Source organism: Yoonia sp. KMU-150 (assembly GCF_056858355.1).
This window is the reverse complement of record NZ_JBXEQF010000002.1, coordinates 307202-325912: the sequence shown is the minus strand read 5'-3', so window position 1 is coordinate 325912 and position 18711 is coordinate 307202. Positions and strand designations below refer to the sequence as shown.

The 18711-nt window shown below is 61.2% G+C and carries 22 protein-coding genes; 9 read left to right on the top strand and 13 right to left on the bottom strand.

Going from position 1 to position 18711, the window contains the following annotated elements; translation table 11 throughout:
• Positions 1-127: 127 nt before the first annotated feature.
• Positions 128-1477: a 1-acyl-sn-glycerol-3-phosphate acyltransferase gene (locus AC04PH_RS14445; RefSeq protein WP_483066520.1), complete on the bottom strand. Its 1350-nt coding sequence runs from the start codon at positions 1475-1477 to the stop codon at positions 128-130.
• 136 nt (positions 1478-1613) lie between these two features.
• On the opposite strand from AC04PH_RS14445, the gene AC04PH_RS14440 reads away from it, so the two are divergent.
• The 3 genes from AC04PH_RS14440 (at position 1614) to deoD (ending at position 4810) form a co-directional block, all read left to right on the top strand.
• Positions 1614-3584 carry a methylmalonyl-CoA mutase family protein gene (locus AC04PH_RS14440; RefSeq protein ID WP_483066519.1) on the top strand — a complete coding sequence of 657 codons (1971 nt, stop codon included), beginning with the start codon at positions 1614-1616 and terminating at the stop codon, positions 3582-3584.
• 99 nt (positions 3585-3683) lie between these two features.
• The gene (locus AC04PH_RS14435) at positions 3684-4004 is read left to right on the top strand and encodes an H-NS histone family protein (protein ID WP_483066518.1); all 321 of its coding nucleotides are present in this window, start codon (positions 3684-3686) and stop codon (positions 4002-4004) included.
• Positions 4005-4105: 101 nt separating this feature from the next.
• Entirely contained in the window at positions 4106-4810 is a 705-nt protein-coding gene (gene deoD / locus AC04PH_RS14430) for a purine-nucleoside phosphorylase (protein ID WP_483066517.1), read from the top strand.
• On the opposite strand, the gene AC04PH_RS14425 is transcribed toward deoD, so the two are convergent.
• Complete coding sequence (locus AC04PH_RS14425; RefSeq protein WP_483066516.1) at positions 4807-5658, bottom strand: urea carboxylase-associated family protein; 852 nt, start codon at positions 5656-5658, stop codon at positions 4807-4809. The two genes, deoD and AC04PH_RS14425, sit on opposite strands and share 4 nt — an antisense overlap.
• A gap of 141 nt (positions 5659-5799) precedes the next feature.
• Here AC04PH_RS14425 and AC04PH_RS14420 point away from each other — a divergent pair, with 141 nt between their 5' ends.
• The 3 genes from AC04PH_RS14420 to AC04PH_RS14410 all read left to right on the top strand — a co-directional run bounded on the left by AC04PH_RS14420 (position 5800) and on the right by AC04PH_RS14410 (position 7971).
• A complete protein-coding gene (locus AC04PH_RS14420) occupies positions 5800-6432 on the top strand; it encodes a hypothetical protein (protein ID WP_483066515.1) in 633 nt (210 codons plus the stop codon).
• A gap of 82 nt (positions 6433-6514) precedes the next feature.
• Positions 6515-7198 carry a hypothetical protein gene (locus AC04PH_RS14415; RefSeq protein ID WP_483066514.1) on the top strand — a complete coding sequence of 228 codons (684 nt, stop codon included), beginning with the start codon at positions 6515-6517 and terminating at the stop codon, positions 7196-7198.
• A gap of 146 nt (positions 7199-7344) precedes the next feature.
• Entirely contained in the window at positions 7345-7971 is a 627-nt protein-coding gene (locus tag AC04PH_RS14410) for a hypothetical protein (protein WP_483066513.1), read from the top strand.
• 100 nt (positions 7972-8071) lie between these two features.
• Here AC04PH_RS14410 and AC04PH_RS14405 read toward each other — a convergent pair whose 3' ends face one another.
• The 10 genes from AC04PH_RS14405 to AC04PH_RS14360 form a co-directional block, all read right to left on the bottom strand.
• Entirely contained in the window at positions 8072-8851 is a 780-nt protein-coding gene (locus AC04PH_RS14405; RefSeq protein ID WP_483066512.1) for a succinate dehydrogenase iron-sulfur subunit, read from the bottom strand.
• Between the two features lie 29 nt (positions 8852-8880).
• Positions 8881-9153, bottom strand: a complete 273-nt coding sequence (locus AC04PH_RS14400) for a hypothetical protein (RefSeq protein ID WP_483066920.1) — start codon at positions 9151-9153, stop codon at positions 8881-8883.
• Between the two features lie 17 nt (positions 9154-9170).
• Positions 9171-9473 carry a hypothetical protein gene (locus AC04PH_RS14395; RefSeq protein WP_483066511.1) on the bottom strand — a complete coding sequence of 101 codons (303 nt, stop codon included), beginning with the start codon at positions 9471-9473 and terminating at the stop codon, positions 9171-9173.
• Complete coding sequence (gene sdhA / locus AC04PH_RS14390) at positions 9473-11278, bottom strand: succinate dehydrogenase flavoprotein subunit (RefSeq protein ID WP_483066510.1); 1806 nt, start codon at positions 11276-11278, stop codon at positions 9473-9475. The genes AC04PH_RS14395 and sdhA overlap by 1 nt, the downstream gene beginning before the upstream one ends.
• 33 nt (positions 11279-11311) lie before the next feature.
• The gene (gene sdhD / locus AC04PH_RS14385; protein ID WP_483066509.1) at positions 11312-11683 is read right to left on the bottom strand and encodes a succinate dehydrogenase, hydrophobic membrane anchor protein; all 372 of its coding nucleotides are present in this window, start codon (positions 11681-11683) and stop codon (positions 11312-11314) included.
• Between the two features lie 13 nt (positions 11684-11696).
• A complete protein-coding gene (sdhC, locus tag AC04PH_RS14380) occupies positions 11697-12080 on the bottom strand; it encodes a succinate dehydrogenase, cytochrome b556 subunit (RefSeq protein ID WP_483066508.1) in 384 nt (127 codons plus the stop codon).
• Between the two features lie 177 nt (positions 12081-12257).
• Positions 12258-13283: a MaoC family dehydratase gene (locus AC04PH_RS14375; RefSeq protein WP_483066507.1), complete on the bottom strand. Its 1026-nt coding sequence runs from the start codon at positions 13281-13283 to the stop codon at positions 12258-12260.
• The gene (locus AC04PH_RS14370; RefSeq protein ID WP_483066506.1) at positions 13280-13483 is read right to left on the bottom strand and encodes a DUF1737 domain-containing protein; all 204 of its coding nucleotides are present in this window, start codon (positions 13481-13483) and stop codon (positions 13280-13282) included. The genes AC04PH_RS14375 and AC04PH_RS14370 overlap by 4 nt, the downstream gene beginning before the upstream one ends.
• Before the next feature lie 3 nt (positions 13484-13486).
• Complete coding sequence (locus AC04PH_RS14365) at positions 13487-14032, bottom strand: NnrU family protein (protein WP_483066505.1); 546 nt, start codon at positions 14030-14032, stop codon at positions 13487-13489.
• Positions 14029-14871, bottom strand: coding sequence for an HpcH/HpaI aldolase/citrate lyase family protein (locus tag AC04PH_RS14360; protein WP_483066504.1), 843 nt, complete (start codon positions 14869-14871; stop codon positions 14029-14031). The genes AC04PH_RS14365 and AC04PH_RS14360 overlap by 4 nt, the downstream gene beginning before the upstream one ends.
• A 203-nt stretch (positions 14872-15074) precedes the next feature.
• On the opposite strand from AC04PH_RS14360, the gene AC04PH_RS14355 reads away from it, so the two are divergent.
• A complete protein-coding gene (locus tag AC04PH_RS14355; RefSeq protein ID WP_483066503.1) occupies positions 15075-15389 on the top strand; it encodes a hypothetical protein in 315 nt (104 codons plus the stop codon).
• Between the two features lie 4 nt (positions 15390-15393).
• On the opposite strand, the gene AC04PH_RS14350 is transcribed toward AC04PH_RS14355, so the two are convergent.
• Positions 15394-16149 (bottom strand): sulfite exporter TauE/SafE family protein, encoded by a 756-nt coding sequence (locus tag AC04PH_RS14350; RefSeq protein ID WP_483066919.1) that lies wholly within the window; start codon positions 16147-16149, stop codon positions 15394-15396.
• Positions 16150-16253: 104 nt separating this feature from the next.
• Here AC04PH_RS14350 and mdh point away from each other — a divergent pair, with 104 nt between their 5' ends.
• Entirely contained in the window at positions 16254-17222 is a 969-nt protein-coding gene (gene mdh, locus AC04PH_RS14345) for a malate dehydrogenase (RefSeq protein ID WP_483066502.1), read from the top strand.
• Between the two features lie 279 nt (positions 17223-17501).
• A complete protein-coding gene (gene sucC, locus AC04PH_RS14340; RefSeq protein WP_483066501.1) occupies positions 17502-18695 on the top strand; it encodes an ADP-forming succinate--CoA ligase subunit beta in 1194 nt (397 codons plus the stop codon).
• Positions 18696-18711 lie beyond the last annotated feature (16 nt).

Here is an 18711-nt window from a genome sequence, read left to right as displayed (position 1 = left end):
CACTGACAGCGTTATCCGATCTCATCTTCAAAACGTGCGGTTCAGTCCGACAACCGCAATCCAACGAAGTCGGCGACCATCCTTGCCATCACATCCGCGATCCGCGCCGCAATCCGGCGGAACGGTTTCAGAAATGATGCGCGATGGTATTGGCGTAGTATTCCAGGATCGGCATGCCGTCTGCCGTGACACGCACCTCGTCGCCATCCCGTGTGACAAAGCCACGACAGGCGAACCGGTCCAGTGTCTGTGTCACGAGCGGAGCGGGCTTGCGGCGCGGCGTGGGCATCTCGCGCGCCTTGAGATGGTCCAGCGCATCGGTCACGTCGGCGATCAACTGGTCGTGTGTCGCCACCTGCCGCGCCAGCAACACGCGCGCCAGAAGTGGCGCTGCCAGGACCGGCACCACCGCCGCGATCCGAGCCATCAGCTCCTTGGCGATATTCTCGGTCATGTCCGGCGCATCAGGTGCCAGACTGGACAGTTCCAGCGGCGTCCCGAACCCGACGGACGCCGTACCGAACCCCTGAAACCGGCCGGTCATCCGCGCCCAGATGTGCGACACGGAAGCTCTCAGGATCGTCCAGAGCGGCGGCCGGAACCGGCGCACACCGGTCTGGTGCGCCTTGACCAGAAACTGATCCTCGAAAATCCGGTCATAGTTCAACCCGACCGGGACGAAGATCACGTCGCGGCTATCGCTTTTGCGGTCCGACACGATGTAGTTGAGCAGACCCAGTTTAGGCTCGCCCAGCTTTCCCGTCAGGCTAAGCCCGCCTTCGGGGAACATCGCCTGCGTGACGCCGCCGTCCGTCGCCATTTGCACATAGCGCGCCAGCACGCGCCGATACAGCACACCACGCGATTTGCGCCGGATGAAATAGGCCCCCATCGCGCGGATGATGCTCGACAGCGGCCAGACACGCGCCCATTCACCCACCGCATAGGACAGGGCACCGGCGCGGCTGGCGAGATACGTCACCAGCACGTAATCCATGTTGCTGCGGTGGTTCATGACGAAGACGACCGTGGCATCCGGGTCGATCTTGCTCAGCGCCTCGCGGTCGAACTTACCCAGCCGCACACGGTAAAATGCCCGCGACAGCCATTTGGCAAGCCGGGTCCCGATGGTGAAATAGGCAGTGGCCGAAAATGACGGCACGATTTCACGGGCATAGCGGCGTGCCTTTTCAAAGGCCACGTTCTCGGGGATGTTTTCCTTGCGCGCGTGTTCGACGATCGCTTCCGTCACATCTGGATCGTAGATGATCCGCTGGATCATGTCGTAGCGCCGCGCCAGCTTGAACGGCTCGATAGGCCGCTGCAGCCGCGTATTCAGACGCGCGATGACCCGCTCTGCCCGTTTACGGAAAAACCAGCGCACCGACGGAAACAGAAAATGCGACGCAAAGGTCACCGCCGCAAACAGCAGGATCAGGATAAAGACCCACAGGGGCAAGGTGACCGGTTGCGTCATGGGCGGACACTGACAGGAAGCCCCGGTCAGGTAAATCCCGTCATGCCGCAGCGCGGCACGTTGACAAAGTCATAATCAGACAGATAAACAGCGCCAAAGCGCAACAATATTGCGCAGCATGCCACGGGAGCAAATCATGTCGCAGACGCAGCAAAAAGACCGCCCATGGCTTTTCCGCACCTACGCCGGACATTCCACCGCCGCTGCATCCAATGCACTCTACCGTGGCAATCTGGCCAAGGGACAGACCGGGTTGTCCGTCGCCTTCGATCTGCCGACGCAGACGGGTTATGACAGCGATCACGTGCTGGCCAAGGGCGAGGTCGGCAAGGTCGGTGTGCCGGTCAGCCACCTTGGCGATATGCGCACGCTTTTCGCCGACATCCCGCTTGAGCGGATGAACACCTCCATGACGATCAACGCCACGGCCCCCTGGCTGCTGGCGCTCTACATCGCGGCAGCCGAGGAACAGGGTGCCGACATCTCGGACCTGCAAGGCACTGTGCAGAACGATATCATCAAGGAATACCTGTCGCGCGGCACCTATATCTGCCCGCCCGCGCCGTCACTGCGCATGATCACGGACGTAGCAGCCTATACCCGCGAACACCTGCCGAAATGGAACCCGATGAACGTGTGTTCCTATCACTTGCAGGAGGCGGGCGCGACACCGGAGGAAGAACTGGCCTTTGCCCTGGCCACCGCCACGGCTGTGCTGGACGACCTGCGGGACAAAGTGCCCGCCGAGCATTTCCCGCAAATGGTGGGGCGCATTTCCTTTTTTGTAAACGCCGGCATTCGGTTCGTGACAGAGTTGTGCAAAATGCGGGCGTTCGTCGAATTGTGGGATGAAATCTGCCGTGACCGCTATGGTGTCACAGATCCAAAGTACCGCCGCTTTCGCTATGGCGTGCAGGTCAATTCGCTTGGCCTGACGGAACAGCAGCCCGAAAATAACGTCTATCGTATTCTGATCGAAATGCTTGCGGTCACCCTGTCCAAGAATGCACGCGCCCGCGCGGTTCAACTCCCGGCCTGGAACGAGGCGCTCGGCCTGCCGCGCCCTTGGGATCAACAATGGTCGCTGCGGATGCAACAGATCCTTGCCTACGAAACCGACCTTCTGGAATACGACGATCTATTCGACGGCAACCCCGCAATAGACCGCAAGGTTGCGGCGTTGAAAGACGGTGCGCGCGCAGAATTGAAGCAGATCGACGGTATGGGCGGTGCGGAACATGCAATCGCCTACATGAAATCACGACTGGTCGAAAGCAACGCCGCCCGGATCGCCCGGATCGAGGCTGGCGAAACCACCGTCGTGGGTGTCAACAAATGGCAAACAGGCGAGCCATCCCCCCTGACGGCGGGCGAAGATGCGATCATGGTGTCCGATCCGGAGGCCGAAGCCGACCAGATCAACCGGTTGTCGGCCTGGAAGGCCGCGCGCGACAGCGGCGCGGTCCGGCAGGCGCTGGCCAATCTGCGTGCTGCAGCGGTCGATGGCAGCAACATCATGCCGCCGTCGATTGCCTGCGCCCGGGCCGGGGTCACGACCGGCGAATGGGCAGATGTGGTTCGCGCTGTCTTCGGCCAATACCGCGCCCCGACAGGTGTCAGTCGCAATCCGTCGAACCGCACGGAAGGGCTCGACGAGATTCGCGCCGAGGTCGACCGCGTCAGCATGGCGCTTGGCCATAGAGTCAAATTCCTGATGGGCAAACCCGGTCTTGACGGCCATTCGAATGGCGCCGAACAAATTGCAGCCCGCGCGCGAGACTGCGGAATGGATATCACCTATGACGGTATTCGCATGACGCCCGCCGAATTGGTGACAACCGCCCGGCAGGAAAACGCCGACGTCATCGGGCTTTCAATTCTATCAGGTTCTCACATTTCATTGGTGACAGAGACAATGAGACACCTGCGCGAGGCGGGATTAGGGCATATTCCTGTTATTGCTGGGGGAATTATTCCAGATGACGACGCAAATACACTTCTGGCCGCCGGCGTCGCCCGCATTTACACCCCTAAGGATTTTGAAATGAACCGCATCGTTTCCGATATCGTGACCTTGGTCGATCCCCGATCATCGGCTGCCGAATAGAATTAATTCTTTTCAATTCATCAGGACGGGATTAAGGCTCCGCGTATTATGGTTTTCCGAGGTTAGAGGCGGAAGGCCAAAACACACTCGGAGAAAATAATGAAAAACGATCTGAAGAATATGTCACGCAAGGAGCTTGAAAAACTCCGTGCCGATGTCGACAAGGCATTGAAATCGGTCAGCCAGCGCGAATTGAAAGCGGCACGCGAAGCCGCTGCCAAAGCCGCCGCAGCACATGGCTTCAGCCTGGCAGACATTACCGGCGACGGCACGTCCGCCAAAGCCGCCAAAGTCAAATCGCCACCCAAGTATCGGAACCCCGACGATGCGACGCAGACCTGGACAGGTCGAGGTCGTCAGCCGGAGTGGTTCAAATCCGCCATCGCCGCCGGCAAGTCGCCCGACGATCTGGCGCTCTGAGCGGTCAGAACGATCAGGCGATGCCGTCTGGACCGGCATCGCCTCTCTACATTCCCGTCGTCTGGCATTAATGTTTCCCCAAACAGTTGGGAGATACCGGGATGAGCTTACATATCGGCGCAAAGGACGGCGAGATCGCGGATATCGTTTTGATGCCGGGCGATCCGTACCGTGCCAGATGGGCGGCAGAGACGTTTCTGCAAGACGCCGTCTGCGTGAACGAGGTGCGCGGCATGCTCGGGTTCACCGGGCAGTGGAACGGGAATCGTGTCACGATCCAGGGGTCCGGCATGGGTATGCCGTCACTGTCGATCTATGCCAACGAGCTGATTAAGGATTACGACGCAAAGACACTGATCCGCATCGGATCGTGCGGCGGGATGCAGGATCACGTGGGCATCCGTGATGTGATCCTCGCGATGAGTGCGACGACGCTCAACACCCCGTCGAGCGGGATGTTCAGAGAGTTGAATTTCGCGCCCACTGCCAATTTTGACCTGTTGGAGGCAGCGTTGGCAGCGGCACGCAAACGCGACTGCACCACCCATATGGGTCCGATCTATTCGTCAGATGTATTCTATGATGAACGGCCGGACCTGAACGAGCAGATGGTGCGACACGGCATTCTCGCCGTCGAAATGGAAGCGGCGGAACTCTATACGCTCGCCGCCCGCTACGGTCGCCGGGCTCTTGCCGTGCTGACCGTCAGCGACCATCTCATCACGCACGAGGCCCTTCCGGCCAGCGACCGCGAGAAAACCTTTGGCGACATGGTCGAAATCGCGCTGGAGGCCGCCTTCGCCTAGCGCCCGTGGCTTCCGTCGTAGGCGTTGACCGCTGGCGATGTCCACCCGTCCAGCGCCCCCGCGGCGGGCACCAATAGCTGCATTTCGAGCGGATAGCAGGCCGCCGTGTCGCTGGAATGTTCGGCACTGCAATCCCCGCCGGGGCAGGCGCTCAGCACCGCGAGCAGGTCGATCTCGGCGAAAAACGAAATGTGGTCGCCGGGGCGCACCGGGCTTGCTTTCATGAAATATTGCCCGGTGTCGCGGGTGAAACCGGTGCACATGAAAACGTTCAGAACGTCATGCACGAGCGGCTCTGCCGCGGCCAGCGACAGGCCCGTCGCATCGGCCAACGCCCGCGTCAGGTTGGAATGACAGCAATGGTGGTAGTCCGACCCGGATAAAAGACGCCCGGTATAGGGGTCACAGCGTGTTCCGATCACGTCATGCACACCGCCGCCGAAGTCATCCAGCCCGTACCACCCCAGCGTGTCCGCGATGACCGTGGCGAGCGGGCGCAGCGTCGGAAACGACGACCACAGCCTGTCACCCGTCGTGACATGCGTGCCGTGCAGGGCGCGGGTCTTGCCCGCATAAAACCGTTCCGACAAATCGTGGGCGTTGAACAGGTTCAGGTCACCGACCTGCGGACCGTCGATACTGGTGATCTGCAGGATATGGCCCGCGGGCACCCGAACCGCCCGTGCATCCCGCGGCGGCACCAGCACCCTGTCACCGGTCGAGGCGGCCGACGCGACAGCCTGATAGAACGCCATATCCGGCTGCGGCAAGGTGTCGGTCGGATAGCAGATGACCGGCGCAATCGCGCGGCGGGCTTCGGCATCCTCGGGGGCAGTCGTATGAGTCATGTCCGCACTATGCCCACCAAGCCGATACCACCGCCAGCCCGGATACGACGGCAAGCCCGATTTTCCGTACTAGGAGATTTTGCCATTCAGCCGTAAGCTGCCGCGCATAGCTTTGCATATAGAACAGAAAGGGACAGACAGATGAGAAAACTGATGACCACATGCGCGGCCCTGACCGCGCTGTCCGCTTGCGGCGGGACGACGACAACCATCCTCGGCGGCGGCGGTGGCCCACCCGCTCCACCACCGGCACCGGTGATAGCGACATCGGCCACGGCAAACGGCGCGCTGCCGTCCTATTCCAACACCGTCGGCACCGTAAGCCTGACGCAAGGCGGCGGCTATACGTATCAGGTGCCGTTCAATGGCATCGCCGCCGACCCGCAGGCCAATCTGCTGCCCACACCCATTCCCGCGACACCGCCGACGAACGGAAGTGCGACGATGACGGGCCGCTTTGACATGGTCGAACTGACCAACTTTGCGGTCATGGGCGGTGTCCCAAGTGGTGTGCGCACCCCGGTCAGCGGGCCGCTCACGCTTGACGTGACCTTCGGCGCGAACGGGGCCAACAGCATCACCAACGTGGGCGGTGCGCTTGGCGTCAACGCAACCTATGACACCACCAATCAGAACCGGATCAGCGGCACGGTCAGTTATTCGGGCATCACCGGAACGCTGGCGGGACTTGCCGGAGCGGATCAGGCGGTCGGCGTCTTCCAGGGCGCGTTTGGCACCACAGCCTATGCCGGTGGCTTCTCGGTGATCGACTGAAGCCAAAAGATCGAAAGTGCAAATCAACGACCACGGCTCGTCTGACGGCGGGCCGTGGTTTTCATCCAAACAGGAATACAACATGAGAAACCACTACATCAGCCTCGCTTGTCTCGTCGCCCTCGCCGCCTGTGGCGGCACCTCCACCCCCATGCAAATGCAGGACATGGACATGGATATGGATATGGACGACGACATGGACATGGATGACGATATGGACATGCCAAGACCCGCACCGACCCTGAGCACGTCTTTCGTCACCCCGGTCAACGGTGACTTCCCCGGTGATTACCGCCTGTCCACCACCGCGACCAGAGCGCCGAACGGCAACACGGGATACACATATTTCGTCGGTGCATTGGCCGATGGCAGCGGGATCGTCGCCTTCGCAGATACGGTAACCCCTTCGCCGCTGGTCTTGTCGAGCGAACCCGTTTCGGGCACGGCGACGATACCGGTATCTTATGGCGCGCTGCGATACACGAACCCGGGGCGTGACGCAGATGGCCACATCACGATTACGGAAGACAGCGTGGCAGGCAACCTCGCACTGACCGCGACATTCGGCAACAACGGAACGTTGACCGGCGCTGACGCAAACCTGTCGGTCGACGGCAGATTCGATTTCACTTTGTTGAATGGCACCGTCACGCTGAACGGGGTCGAAGGAACTTTGCGCGGGTTCGTGGGCGGGGCCGAGGCGATCGGCGCGTTTCATGGCTCGAACGACACCACGGTCTTTTCGGGCGGCTTTGTCCACGATTGAGTGAGGCGGTGGCGGACGATGCGACTCGCATAGGCATCGTATCATCCGCCACGACGACGATACTTTGGATCGAGACACGTTTTGACAATCGGATCGATCAAGGCAATTCTGGTTTCATTCCAGAATTACTTTGCAGGAGATTCAGAATGTTACGTTCATCCCTTATTCTTGTCACCCCAATCATTCTCGCCGCATGTAGCGGTGGCGGCGACGGCGGAGGCATGGGCGACAACGACCCTATGATGCTGCCACCAGAATTCGGCGACGCAAATGTAAGTGCCGTCGGCACAATCGACACGATCCTGATCGACACCTTTACCGGCGGCGAAACCGGCCGGTTCGGCAGCTATGGTTTCGTGATCGGCACATATCCCGACAGGCTTCAGGCAGCGGGCTTTTCCGGTGTTTCGCCTGATTCCGATGCCGGAGGTCCGTTCTTTCTAAACGTCAGTCTTCCCGGTCAGGTCAGGGTCGCGCAACTGGACAACTTGAGACTTGTCAACGGAACCGTCACGGGCGACCAGTCATCGGAGACCGGCGCGATCACACTCGCCGTCGATTTGGCGGCGGGCACGCTGACCGGTGCGAACGATTTCATCACCGTGAACGGCACCATGCCATCGGTGGGGGAAATCGACGGAACAGTCCAGTATTCGGGTATGTCGGGCGATCTTGACGGTGTGGTCGGTTTGAACGGTGCGATCGGCGCATTCAACGGTGGTGACGACGACACTGTTTTCGTCGGTGGTTTCATCGCCAACAACGGAAGTTAAACCGCATCCGGACTACGGTTCCGTGGCGGCATTCGAGTGGATTGAAACGAAAATGGCCCCGCGACACTGCGGGGCCATTTGTAACTTGAAAGGGGTCCGTTCAGACCACCCGTTCCACCATTTTTGATTTGATACTGGCAATCGCCTTGGCTGGGTTCAGTCCTTTGGGGCAAGTCTTGGCGCAGTTCATGATCGTGTGGCAGCGATAAAGCTTGAACGGATCTTCCAGATCGTCCAACCGCTCGCCCGTCGCCTCGTCCCGGCTGTCGATGATCCAGCGATAGGCATGCAAAAGGGCTGCCGGCCCAAGATACCGGTCACCGTTCCACCAGTAGGAGGGACAGGACGTTGAACAACAGGCGCACATCACGCACTCGTACAAGCCATCCAGCTTCTCGCGGTCTTCGATGGACTGCTTCCACTCCTTGCTCGGCGTGTTCGTCTTGGTCTCCAGCCACGGCATGATGCTGGCGTGCTGGGCATAAAAATGGGTGAGGTCCGGGATCAGATCCTTGACCACCGGCATGTGCGGCAGCGGATAGATTTTCACGTCGCCGTCCACCTCGTCCATGCCATAGATGCAGGCCAGCGTGTTGATCCCGTCGATGTTCATCGCGCAGGACCCGCAAATCCCCTCACGACACGACCGACGAAAGGTCAGCGTCGGGTCGATCTCGTTCTTGATCTTGATCAGTGCATCTAGAACCATCGGGCCGCAGGTATCCATATCGACGAAATAGGTATCGAGCGAGGGGTTCTTTCCGTCGTCGGGGTTCCAGCGATAGATCTGCACCTTGCGCAGGTTTTTCGCACCTTCCGGCTTGGGCCAGGTCTTGCCCGTCACCATGCGGGAGTTTTTGGGGAGTGTCAGTTGTACCATGGTCTCTCCATCTGGGGTCCGGCCCCGGTCTAGCTGGGCGCTGGCAAAACCAGCGGTATGGTGGGCAATTCGCCGGTGCGGTTGAACCAGCACCGGTCGTAAACGGTTTCAGGCGCAAGCCCGCGGATAAAATCGCTCGATATCCCGACCTGCGCGCGTGTGAACGGGCCGGAGCTGCTGTTGGCCCCGATTGTCACGCGCCCTGTCGGGCCAAGCGCGGCGCGGGCCTGTTCGGCACATTGCCGGGCCAGCAGTTGCGGGCTGACCGGGATGTCGGTGCATCCGGCCAGAACGGTCAACACTGCCAACACGCGCCCGATCACAGGTTCAATACCTCCGCGATACAGGTATCGACAGCATCGGGATCGTTCAGATTGTTGAGTATCGCCTCGCGTTCGGCGGCGTCCGTTGCAGCGACCAGTGCGGTCACCTGCGCATCGCTCAAGTCTGCCATCACGCAGGTTGCTGCAGCATCATGCCATTCCGGCGGGATGCCCTCGGCTGCCATTTCCGCAGTGATGATTGCGCGGGCGGCGCTCCGCTCGGCACTTTCCGCATCCTGCGCGACACCCGCACAGGCCGAAAGCACAAAAGCGGAAATCGCGGACCCGGCCAGTCGCATCAATACACCCGCTTCTTCGGCGCGATCTTCTTCATGTCGATCCCGCCATCCTTTTGCTTGGTCAACGGATCGAGATGCACGGGCCGCGTCGAGAGTGTCGTCTTGGCACCGTCCACGACCGCCAGCGAATGCACCCGCCACTCCTTGTCGTCCCGGTCGGGATAGTCTTCGTGCGCGTGAGCGCCGCGGCTTTCCTTGCGCGCCTCCGCGGCGACAATCGTGGCCAGCGCGTTAGGCATCAGGTTGGTCAGTTCCAGCGTTTCCATCAGGTCAGAGTTCCAGACCAGCGACCGGTCGGTCACTTTCAGGTCGTCCATCTTCCCGGCGATCTCTTCCATCGCCTTCACGCCCTCGGCCAATGTCTTGTCGGTGCGGAAGACGGCGGCGTCCTTTTGCATCGCCTTTTGCATCTCGTCGCGCAATTCAGCGGTCGGCGTGCCACCATCGGCGTGGCGCAGTTTGTCGAAACGGTCGAAACACTGATCGACGGACGCTTGATTGAGCGTGCCGTTCTTGGCCTCTGGGTCCACGACCTCGCCCGCCTTGATCGCGGCGGCGCGGCCAAAGACCACAAGGTCGATCAGGGAGTTAGACCCAAGACGGTTCGCACCGTGAACCGACGCGCAGCCCGCCTCGCCCACAGCCATCAGGCCGGGCACGATCCGGTCGGGATCGTCTTCGGTCGGGTTCAACACTTCACCCCAATAGTTCGTGGGGATACCGCCCATGTTGTAATGCACCGTCGGCAGCACGGGGATCGGTTCCTTGGTCAGGTCCACACCCGCGAAAATGCGCGCGCTTTCCGAAATACCTGGCAGGCGCAAATCGAGCGTTTCCTTCGGCAGGTGGTTCAGATGTAGGTGAATGTGATCGCCATCGGCCCCTACCCCGCGCCCCTCTCGGATTTCCATCGTCATACAGCGACTGACCACGTCGCGCGACGCCAGATCCTTGTAGGTCGGCGCATAGCGTTCCATAAACCGCTCGCCTTCGGAGTTGGTGAGATACCCCCCCTCGCCCCGCGCGCCTTCGGTAATCAGGCAGCCCGCACCGTAGATGCCGGTCGGGTGGAATTGCACAAATTCCATATCCTGCAGCGGCAGACCCTGCCGCGCGACCATTCCGCCACCGTCACCGGTGCAGGTGTGGGCCGAAGTAGCTGAGAAGTAAGCACGGCCATAGCCGCCGGTGGCTAGCACGACCGTCTTGGCGTTGAAGACATGCATGGTGCCGTCGTCCAGCTTCCACGCGATGACGCCCTGACAGACACCGTCTTCGGACATGATCAGGTCGAGCGCGAAATACTCGATGTAAAACTCGGCCTGCTGTTTCAGCGACTGACCGTAAAGCGTGTGCAGGATCGCATGGCCCGTCCGGTCTGCGGCGGCACAGGTGCGCTGCACCGGAGGGCCCTCGCCGAATTCGGTCGTGTGGCCGCCGAAGGGGCGCTGGTAGATATTGCCGTCTTCCGTGCGCGAGAACGGCACACCGTAGTGTTCCAGCTCGTAAACCGCCTTTGGTGCCTCGCGCGCCAGATATTCCATCGCATCCGTGTCACCCAGCCAGTCCGACCCCTTCACCGTGTCATACATATGCCACTGCCAGCTGTCGGGGCCCATGTTGCCCAGCGATGCAGCGATGCCACCCTGTGCTGCAACCGTGTGCGAGCGGGTCGGGAACACCTTGGAAATACAGGCCGTCTTCAGCCCCTGTTCCGCCAGACCCAGCGTCGCGCGCAGACCGGCACCACCGGCACCGACGACAATTGCGTCATAGACGTGGGTTTCATATTCGTAAGCAGCCATCAAAACTCTCCGGCGATCAGATTGGGGGCAGGATTAGAACGCAAGGCGCAACACGGCGATCACGCCAAGTGCGGCCGCACCGTAGGACAGACAGATCATCGCGATGATCGCCACCTTGCGGGCGACCCCGTGCACATAGTCCTCGATCAGCGTCTGTACGCCTTTACGGAAATGGAAAAATCCCACCATGAAGGTCAGTGCGGCTACTGCGGCAGGCACGGGACGCTGATAGTAGGCCACGACCTCCTCATAGGGGCTGCCCAGAATACTGCCGAAGGTAAAAACGAACGCCGGGATCAGCACGACAAGCGCAAATGACGTCACCATCATCAGCCAGTGATGTTCTGTCCCCGATTTCGCGGAGCCCATACCCGTCGCGCGCTTGCGGTCAGTCAGAAATGCCATATCCGGTCCCCCCTCAGGTCACGATGACGGTGAAAATGGTCAGCAATACGGAAATCAGGATCATCGCATACCCCATGGTTTCCGCCTGCTCGACTTCGAGGCCATAGCCCATGTCCCAGATCAGGTGCCGGATGCCGCCCATCGTGTGATACCACAGGCAGGCCACTGACCCGAACAGCACCAGATCGCCGAACCAGCTTGTGACGAAGCCGTTCGCGGTCTCGAACGCCTCCGGCCCGGCGGCAGCGGCGACGAACCACCACACGACCATCAGCGCGCCGACGATCAGGGCGTTCCCGGTGATCCGCACGAAGATCGACGTCATCGACGTCATCTGCGGGCGGTAGATCGTCAGATGCGGTGAAAGCGGGCGATTGCCCCGGTTCACGTCGGCCATGGAATGGTCCCCTCTTGCGTTCTGGCCGGCGGCATCTCCGGCACGTTAACCCAGTTGTGCCTGATCTAGCACAAAGAGTCACGCTGGCCAGCCATCGCAGCACAGGAAAACGACGCGACCTATGCAATCAGTCCGTTTTGTGATCACTGCAAATGGACCTGTGATCACGTAGCGTTATCAAACCGGCATCAAAGCCCAGTAATCCAGATCGAGCAGCACCTCGGGCAGGTATTTCCCGTCCTCCCCACGCAAGGCGCCTGCCTCACCCTTCGTGGCCACCAGCCGCAGCCGGATCGCGCCGACACCCGGCACATCCGTCTCGGCCACGTCCAGAACTTCGGACCACGCACGCACCGTGTCGCCGGCAAAGCAGGGGTTGGCGTGCGCGCCACCATTCAGCGCCACGATCATCTGTGCATTGGCCAGACCGTTGAACGACAATGCCCGCGCCAACGAAATCACGTGCCCGCCATAGATCAACCGCTTTCCGTCCGGCCTGTGCGTGGCGTCGAAGTGCACCTTCGCGGTGTTCTGCCACAGGCGCGTGGCCAGCATATGCTCGGCCTCCTCGACCGTGAAACCGTCGACATGGTCGATCACTTCGCCGACAGCATAGTCCGTCAGCCTGTGCGGCTCTCCGGCCAGCGCAAAATCATATCCCGTGAAATCCAGCCCACGCGGAATGACCAGATCGGCGGCCTGCACGCTGTCTGCCAGATCGGGGATCACGGTCGCGGGCGCATCACCATCGCCGCGCCTGCGCACCATCACCCAGCGCACATATTCCAGCAGCACCTCGCCGTGCTGGTTCCGCCCCGTGGTGCGCACCCAGACGACACCGCTTTTCCCGTTGGAATTCTGCTTGACGCCGATCACCTCGGACGTCGCGGTGATCGTATCTCCGGGCCAGAGCGGCGTGATCCAGCGCCCCTCGGCATAGCCCAGGTTCGCCACCGCATTCAGAGAGACATCCGGCACCGTCTTGCCGAAGACCGTGTGGAACGTGACCAGATCGTCGAGTGGCGAGAACGGCAGCCCGCAGCCTTGGGCAAACATATCCGACGAATGCAGCGCGTGGCGGGCGGGGTAAAGCGCGTGGTAAAGCGCGCGTTCCCCCATCTTGATCGTACGCGGCACGGCGTGTGTGATCACGTCGCCGACGGCGTAGTCCTCGAAAAACCGGCCCGCGTTCGTCTTTGTCATTGCTCACCCAGCTTCATCTCGGACGAATAAGGTGTGTCGATATCTTTCGTCACCGCCTGCCCGCAGCGCATCACGCCGTTGGCCTGGTCGAACGCGTAGGTAGGCGAGCCGTAAAGCTCCCATCCTTTAGACAATGCCTCGGATACCTTGTGGCAGAAGGCGGACGTGTCGTCTTCGGTCAGCAAACGATATATTTTCATGGGTTATCCAAACGGGTTGTAGCCGAGCCAGGCATGGACGGCGGTGATCACGGCAAACACCACCACGGTCGCGACGACCGCAGTGACCTCCTTCTTGACGGGCCAGCCATGTTCCGGTTCGAACACCGCCTGAGCGCGGGTCAGCACGATAACCTCTGTGAACGCCCAGACGAACAGCCCGCCGAACAGTACGAACGAGGGTGTATCGCCATTCACCAGCAGGTGCGCCACCGACCAGACCATCACGGCGGTCAACTGCGGGTGCTTCACATAACGTGTGATACGGGTCTTCGCACCGCTGGAGGCGAAGAGATAGACCGCGAAGAGCATCAGCAGATTGTTGATCCCGGTCATCGCACCGGTGCGGCCCCAGTAGAACGTGCCGTCCGCCGCACGGTAACCGATCACCATCAGCACGATCGCCAGCACCGAAAGCCCGGCGACGATGCCTTTGCCCTTGTCACCGAACGACGCGCGATGGGCCGGGGCGACCCGTTTCCAGAAATGCGCGCCAGCCCAAACCAACAAGCCAAGAATAAGCAGGGTCATGATGCCTCCAGTGCAGCGATTGCCTTCGCTTTCGCCAGCGTGACGCGCGCCGTGGCGACATGCAAGTTTTCCACGATTTTCCCGTCCACCACGGCCACGCCCTTGCCTTCGGCCTGTGCCGCGTCGAACGCCGCGATCTGCCGCTCGGCCAGCGCGATCTCATCGTCGCTCGGCCCGAACGCGGCATTGCAGATGGCCACCTGTGCCGGATGGATCAGCGTCTTGCCGTCAAACCCCATGGCGCGGCCTTCAGCACATTCGACGCGCAGCCCCTCCTCGTCCTTGAAGGCATTGTAAACGCCGTCGAGCGCGACGATTCCGTGCGCCCGAGCCGCAAGCAGGCACATTTGCAGCGCCGTCACCATCGCAGCCCGGCCCTGCGAACCGATATCCTTGGCAAGATCGTTCGTGCCCATGACGAAACCGCCGATGCGCGGATGCGCTGCGATCGCTGCGGCATTCAGGATACCCTGCGGTGTCTCCATCATCGCCCAGATCGGCTTGTCCGGCACCAGAACCGCCAGCGCATCGACATCCTCCGGCCCGTCGACCTTGGGCAACAGCACCGCGTCGCAGTCCATGTCGCTGATCGCCGCCGCATCGTCCCCGCCCCATTCCGTGTCCAGCCCATTGATCCGCACGACCCGCCGGCGCGGCCCGTATCCGCCCGCGGCAAGGCAGTCGGCCAAGGCCGTGCGCGCCGCCGGTTTGGCCTCAGGCGTCACCGCGTCCTCCAGATCGAACAGGATCACGTCGACCGGCAAGCCCCGCGCCTTGTCCAGCGCACGGGCGGACGACCCGGGAATGTAAAGGGCAGAACGTGTCGGCAGATCGGTCATAACGTGTCCCTGCAACTTAGTTGCGCAAAACATGGCGCAGTCTTGCAGAATACTTCAAGCACAAATGCGCCGCAGCGCAGCATTAACCGCGCGTTAGATGGCCCGTGACGTGGAATTAACCGGATAGACACCACGTGCCGACGACAGTCACACGATCATTCCCTCATTCGGTCGCACACGGCGGCATATGCGAAAGGCACATCATGAACCGGAATTTCATTATCCTGTCACTCGGGATCGGCGCGCTGATCCTCGCCACGGAACGGGCCTTTGCCCAGTCGAACACCTGCGCCGATCATGCCACCGTGGTCGCGCGCCTGGCCGAAGGGTACGGCGAACGACGGCAGGCCATGGGGCTGGCGACCGGCAATATGGTAATGGAGGTCTTCGCCTCGGACAGCACCGGCACATGGACGGTGACCATGACCCGCCCCGGCGGCCCGACATGCCTCGTCGCAGCGGGAGAGGCGTTTCAGCTGACCGATGATCCCTTGCCCGATGACGACGGCGGGGCCTGACGCTCTAGCGTTCAAGCAGGCCGACAGCCCCGTCCCACATCAGCTTGAGCGACAGCGCCAGCAGGGCCCAGATGATGATCCGGAAAAACAGCTTCTCCGGCATGACCCGCACCAGCCAAACCCCCGAGATCACGCCCAGTCCCGCCGGAATCATCATGATACCGGCGGTCTTGAGGTTGTCCGTCCCCAACTGTCCCAATGCGTAGTAGGGGATCAATTTCACAAGGTTGATATAGGCAAACGCCACGGTCATCGTGCCCGCGAACGTGATCTTGTCCATACGCAGGGGCAGCGCGAACACCTGATAGGGTGTCGATCCCGAATGACTGACGAAACTGGTGAACCCGGTGATCGTCCCCCAGAACAGGCCCGGCCCCCACCGCGGCGTGACCGGTGGCCCCTCCACAGGCCTGCGCAACAGTGTCGCCAGTGCAAAGCTGGCCCCGATCAACCCGATCAGCAGGGTCACCGCCGCCTCTGGCACATAGGCCGCTGTTGCCCAGCCGATGAATACGCCGACCGGCATCGCCACGATCAGAATACGCAGAACGGCCGCGTTGAATGTCCGCCTGTAGGCATACAGCCCGCCCATATCGGCCGCGATGAAAACCGGGAGCAACAGCCCGGCAGCCAGAATCGGCGACATCACCAGCGACATCAGCGGCACCGCCAGCGCCGTGATCACCGGGACACCGCCTTTGCCGAGGCCCACGCAAAAGGCCGCGATTATCGCAAGCGCCCAGAATGTTAGCCCGTCCACGACAGCGTATCCCATCCGTCCCCGTTCGCCGCACACTTGCACCGCCCTTGGCAAAAGACTAGGCATCGCTGCAAATCGGAAACCTTTTTCGCAAGGAGCCTCTCATGGCCAGACCCAAGATTGCCCTCATCGGTGCCGGACAGATCGGCGGCACGCTTGCCCACCTCGCAGCCATCAAGGAATTGGGCGACGTCACCCTGTTCGACATCGCCGAAGACGGCGACATCGCCCGCGGCAAGGGGCTCGATATCGCAGAGGCCGGGCCGGTCGCAGGCATCGACGTGGCGCTGAAAGGCACCAACGACTACGCGGAAATCGCAGGGTCCGACGTTTGCATCGTCACCGCTGGTGTGGCCCGCAAACCCGGCATGTCGCGCGACGATCTGCTGGGCATCAACCTCAAGGTCATGAAATCCGTGGGCGAAGGTATCGCCGCCAACGCGCCCGATGCCTTCGTCATCTGCATCACCAACCCGCTGGACGCGATGGTCTGGGCGCTTCGCGAATTCTCCGGCCTGCCGCACAACATGGTTTGCGGCATGGCCGGTGTGCTGGACAGCGCACGGTTCCGCCACTTCCTGGCTGAGGAATTCAACGTCTCCATGCGCGACGTGACGGCCTTCGTTCTTGGCGGCCACGGCGACACGATGGTCCCGCTGGTCCGCTATTCCACCGTCGCAGGCATCCCTTTGCCCGATCTGGTCAAGATGGGCTGGACGACGCAGGACAAGCTGGACGCGATCGTACAGCGCACCCGGGACGGCGGCGCGGAAATCGTGGGACTGCTGAAAACCGGCTCCGCCTTCTACGCGCCAGCGACCTCTGCCATCGAAATGGCAGAGGCGTTCCTCAAGGACCAAAAGCGCGTGTTGCCCTGCGCCGCGCATGTCGAAAAAGCCTATGGGCTTGACGGCTTCTATGTCGGCGTGCCGACCGTGATCGGTGCGGGCGGCGTGGAGCGCGTGGTCGAGATCAAGATGAACAAGGACGAGCAGGCGATGTTCGACAAATCCGTCGAAGCGGTGAAGGGTCTGGTCAGCGCCTGCAAGGGTATCGACGACTCGCTGGCCTGATTGCCCGCCTGAATGATGAAAAAGGGCGTCCCGTTCGGGGCGCCCTTTTTCGTGGTGCGTCGCCCGGTCGGTCGCGTGCCGTCCCTGCGCACATTGCGGAATTTGCAATGCACGTGACGAATCGCATCCTTCACCTTCATTCTTTCATTTTGTGATCACAGCTGAAAAGCCTGTGATCACAAATGTGGGGTTTTCGCAAATTTCTCTGTGTTACCGGTTCTGTTGCGCGATCCGATGTGTTTTGCTGGGATAAACTGACCCAACCCAAGGGACCGACCGATGAACATCCACGAATATCAGGCCAAAGCACTCCTTGCGTCCTTCGGCGCTCCTGTCAGCGATGGACGTGCCGTCCTGCGGGCCGAGGAAGCCAAAACCGCAGCCGGCGAAATGGATGGGCCGCTCTGGGTGGTGAAGGCGCAAATTCACGCCGGGGGCCGCGGCAAGGGCAAGTTCAAGGAAGCCGACGCGGGCGATGCAGGCGGCGTGCGACTGACCAAATCGGTCGAGGAAGCGGCACAGGAAGCCAAGAAGATGCTGGGGCGCACGCTGGTCACGCATCAGACCGGCCCGGCGGGCAAGCAGGTCAACCGCGTCTATATCGAGGACGGATCGGGGATCGAGACGGAAATGTATCTCGCCCTGCTGATCGACCGCGCGACCAGCCGGATCGGCTTTGTCTGCTCGACCGAGGGCGGCATGGACATCGAACAGGTCGCCGCGGACACGCCCGACAAAATCCTGAATTTCACCGTCGACCCCGCCACTGGTTATCAGCCGTTCCATGGCCGTCGCGTCGCCTTCGCGCTGGGTCTCGAAGGCCAGCAGGTGAAGCAATGCGTGAAGCTGATGGGCCAGCTTTACACAGCGTTCACGGAAAAAGACATGGAGATGCTGGAGATCAACCCGCTGATCGTGACCGACAAGGGCGATCTGAAAGTGCTCGATGCCAAGGTCAGCTTTGACGGCAACGCGGTGTATCGCCATGCCGATATCGCAGCACTGCGCGACGAAACCGAAGAGGACCCAAAGGAACTCGCCGCCTCGAAATACGATCTCAACTATATCGCGCTGGACGGTGAAATCGGCTGCATGGTCAACGGCGCGGGCCTTGCCATGGCGACCATGGACATCATCAAACTCTACGGTGCAGAACCGGCCAACTTCCTCGACGTGGGCGGCGGTGCGACCAAGGATAAGGTGACCGAGGCGTTCAAGATCATCACCTCCGACCCGCAGGTCAAAGGCATCCTCGTCAACATCTTCGGCGGTATCATGCGCTGCGACGTGATCGCCGAAGGCGTCGTCGCCGCGGTGAAGGAGGTGGGCCTCAAGGTGCCGCTGGTCGTGCGACTTGAAGGCACGAATGTCGAGGCCGGCAAGAAGATCATCAACGACAGCGATGTCGACGTGATCGCCGCCGACGACCTCAAAGACGGTGCGCAGAAAATCGTGAAGGCGGTGAAAGGCTAGATCGCCGGCGGCGCTA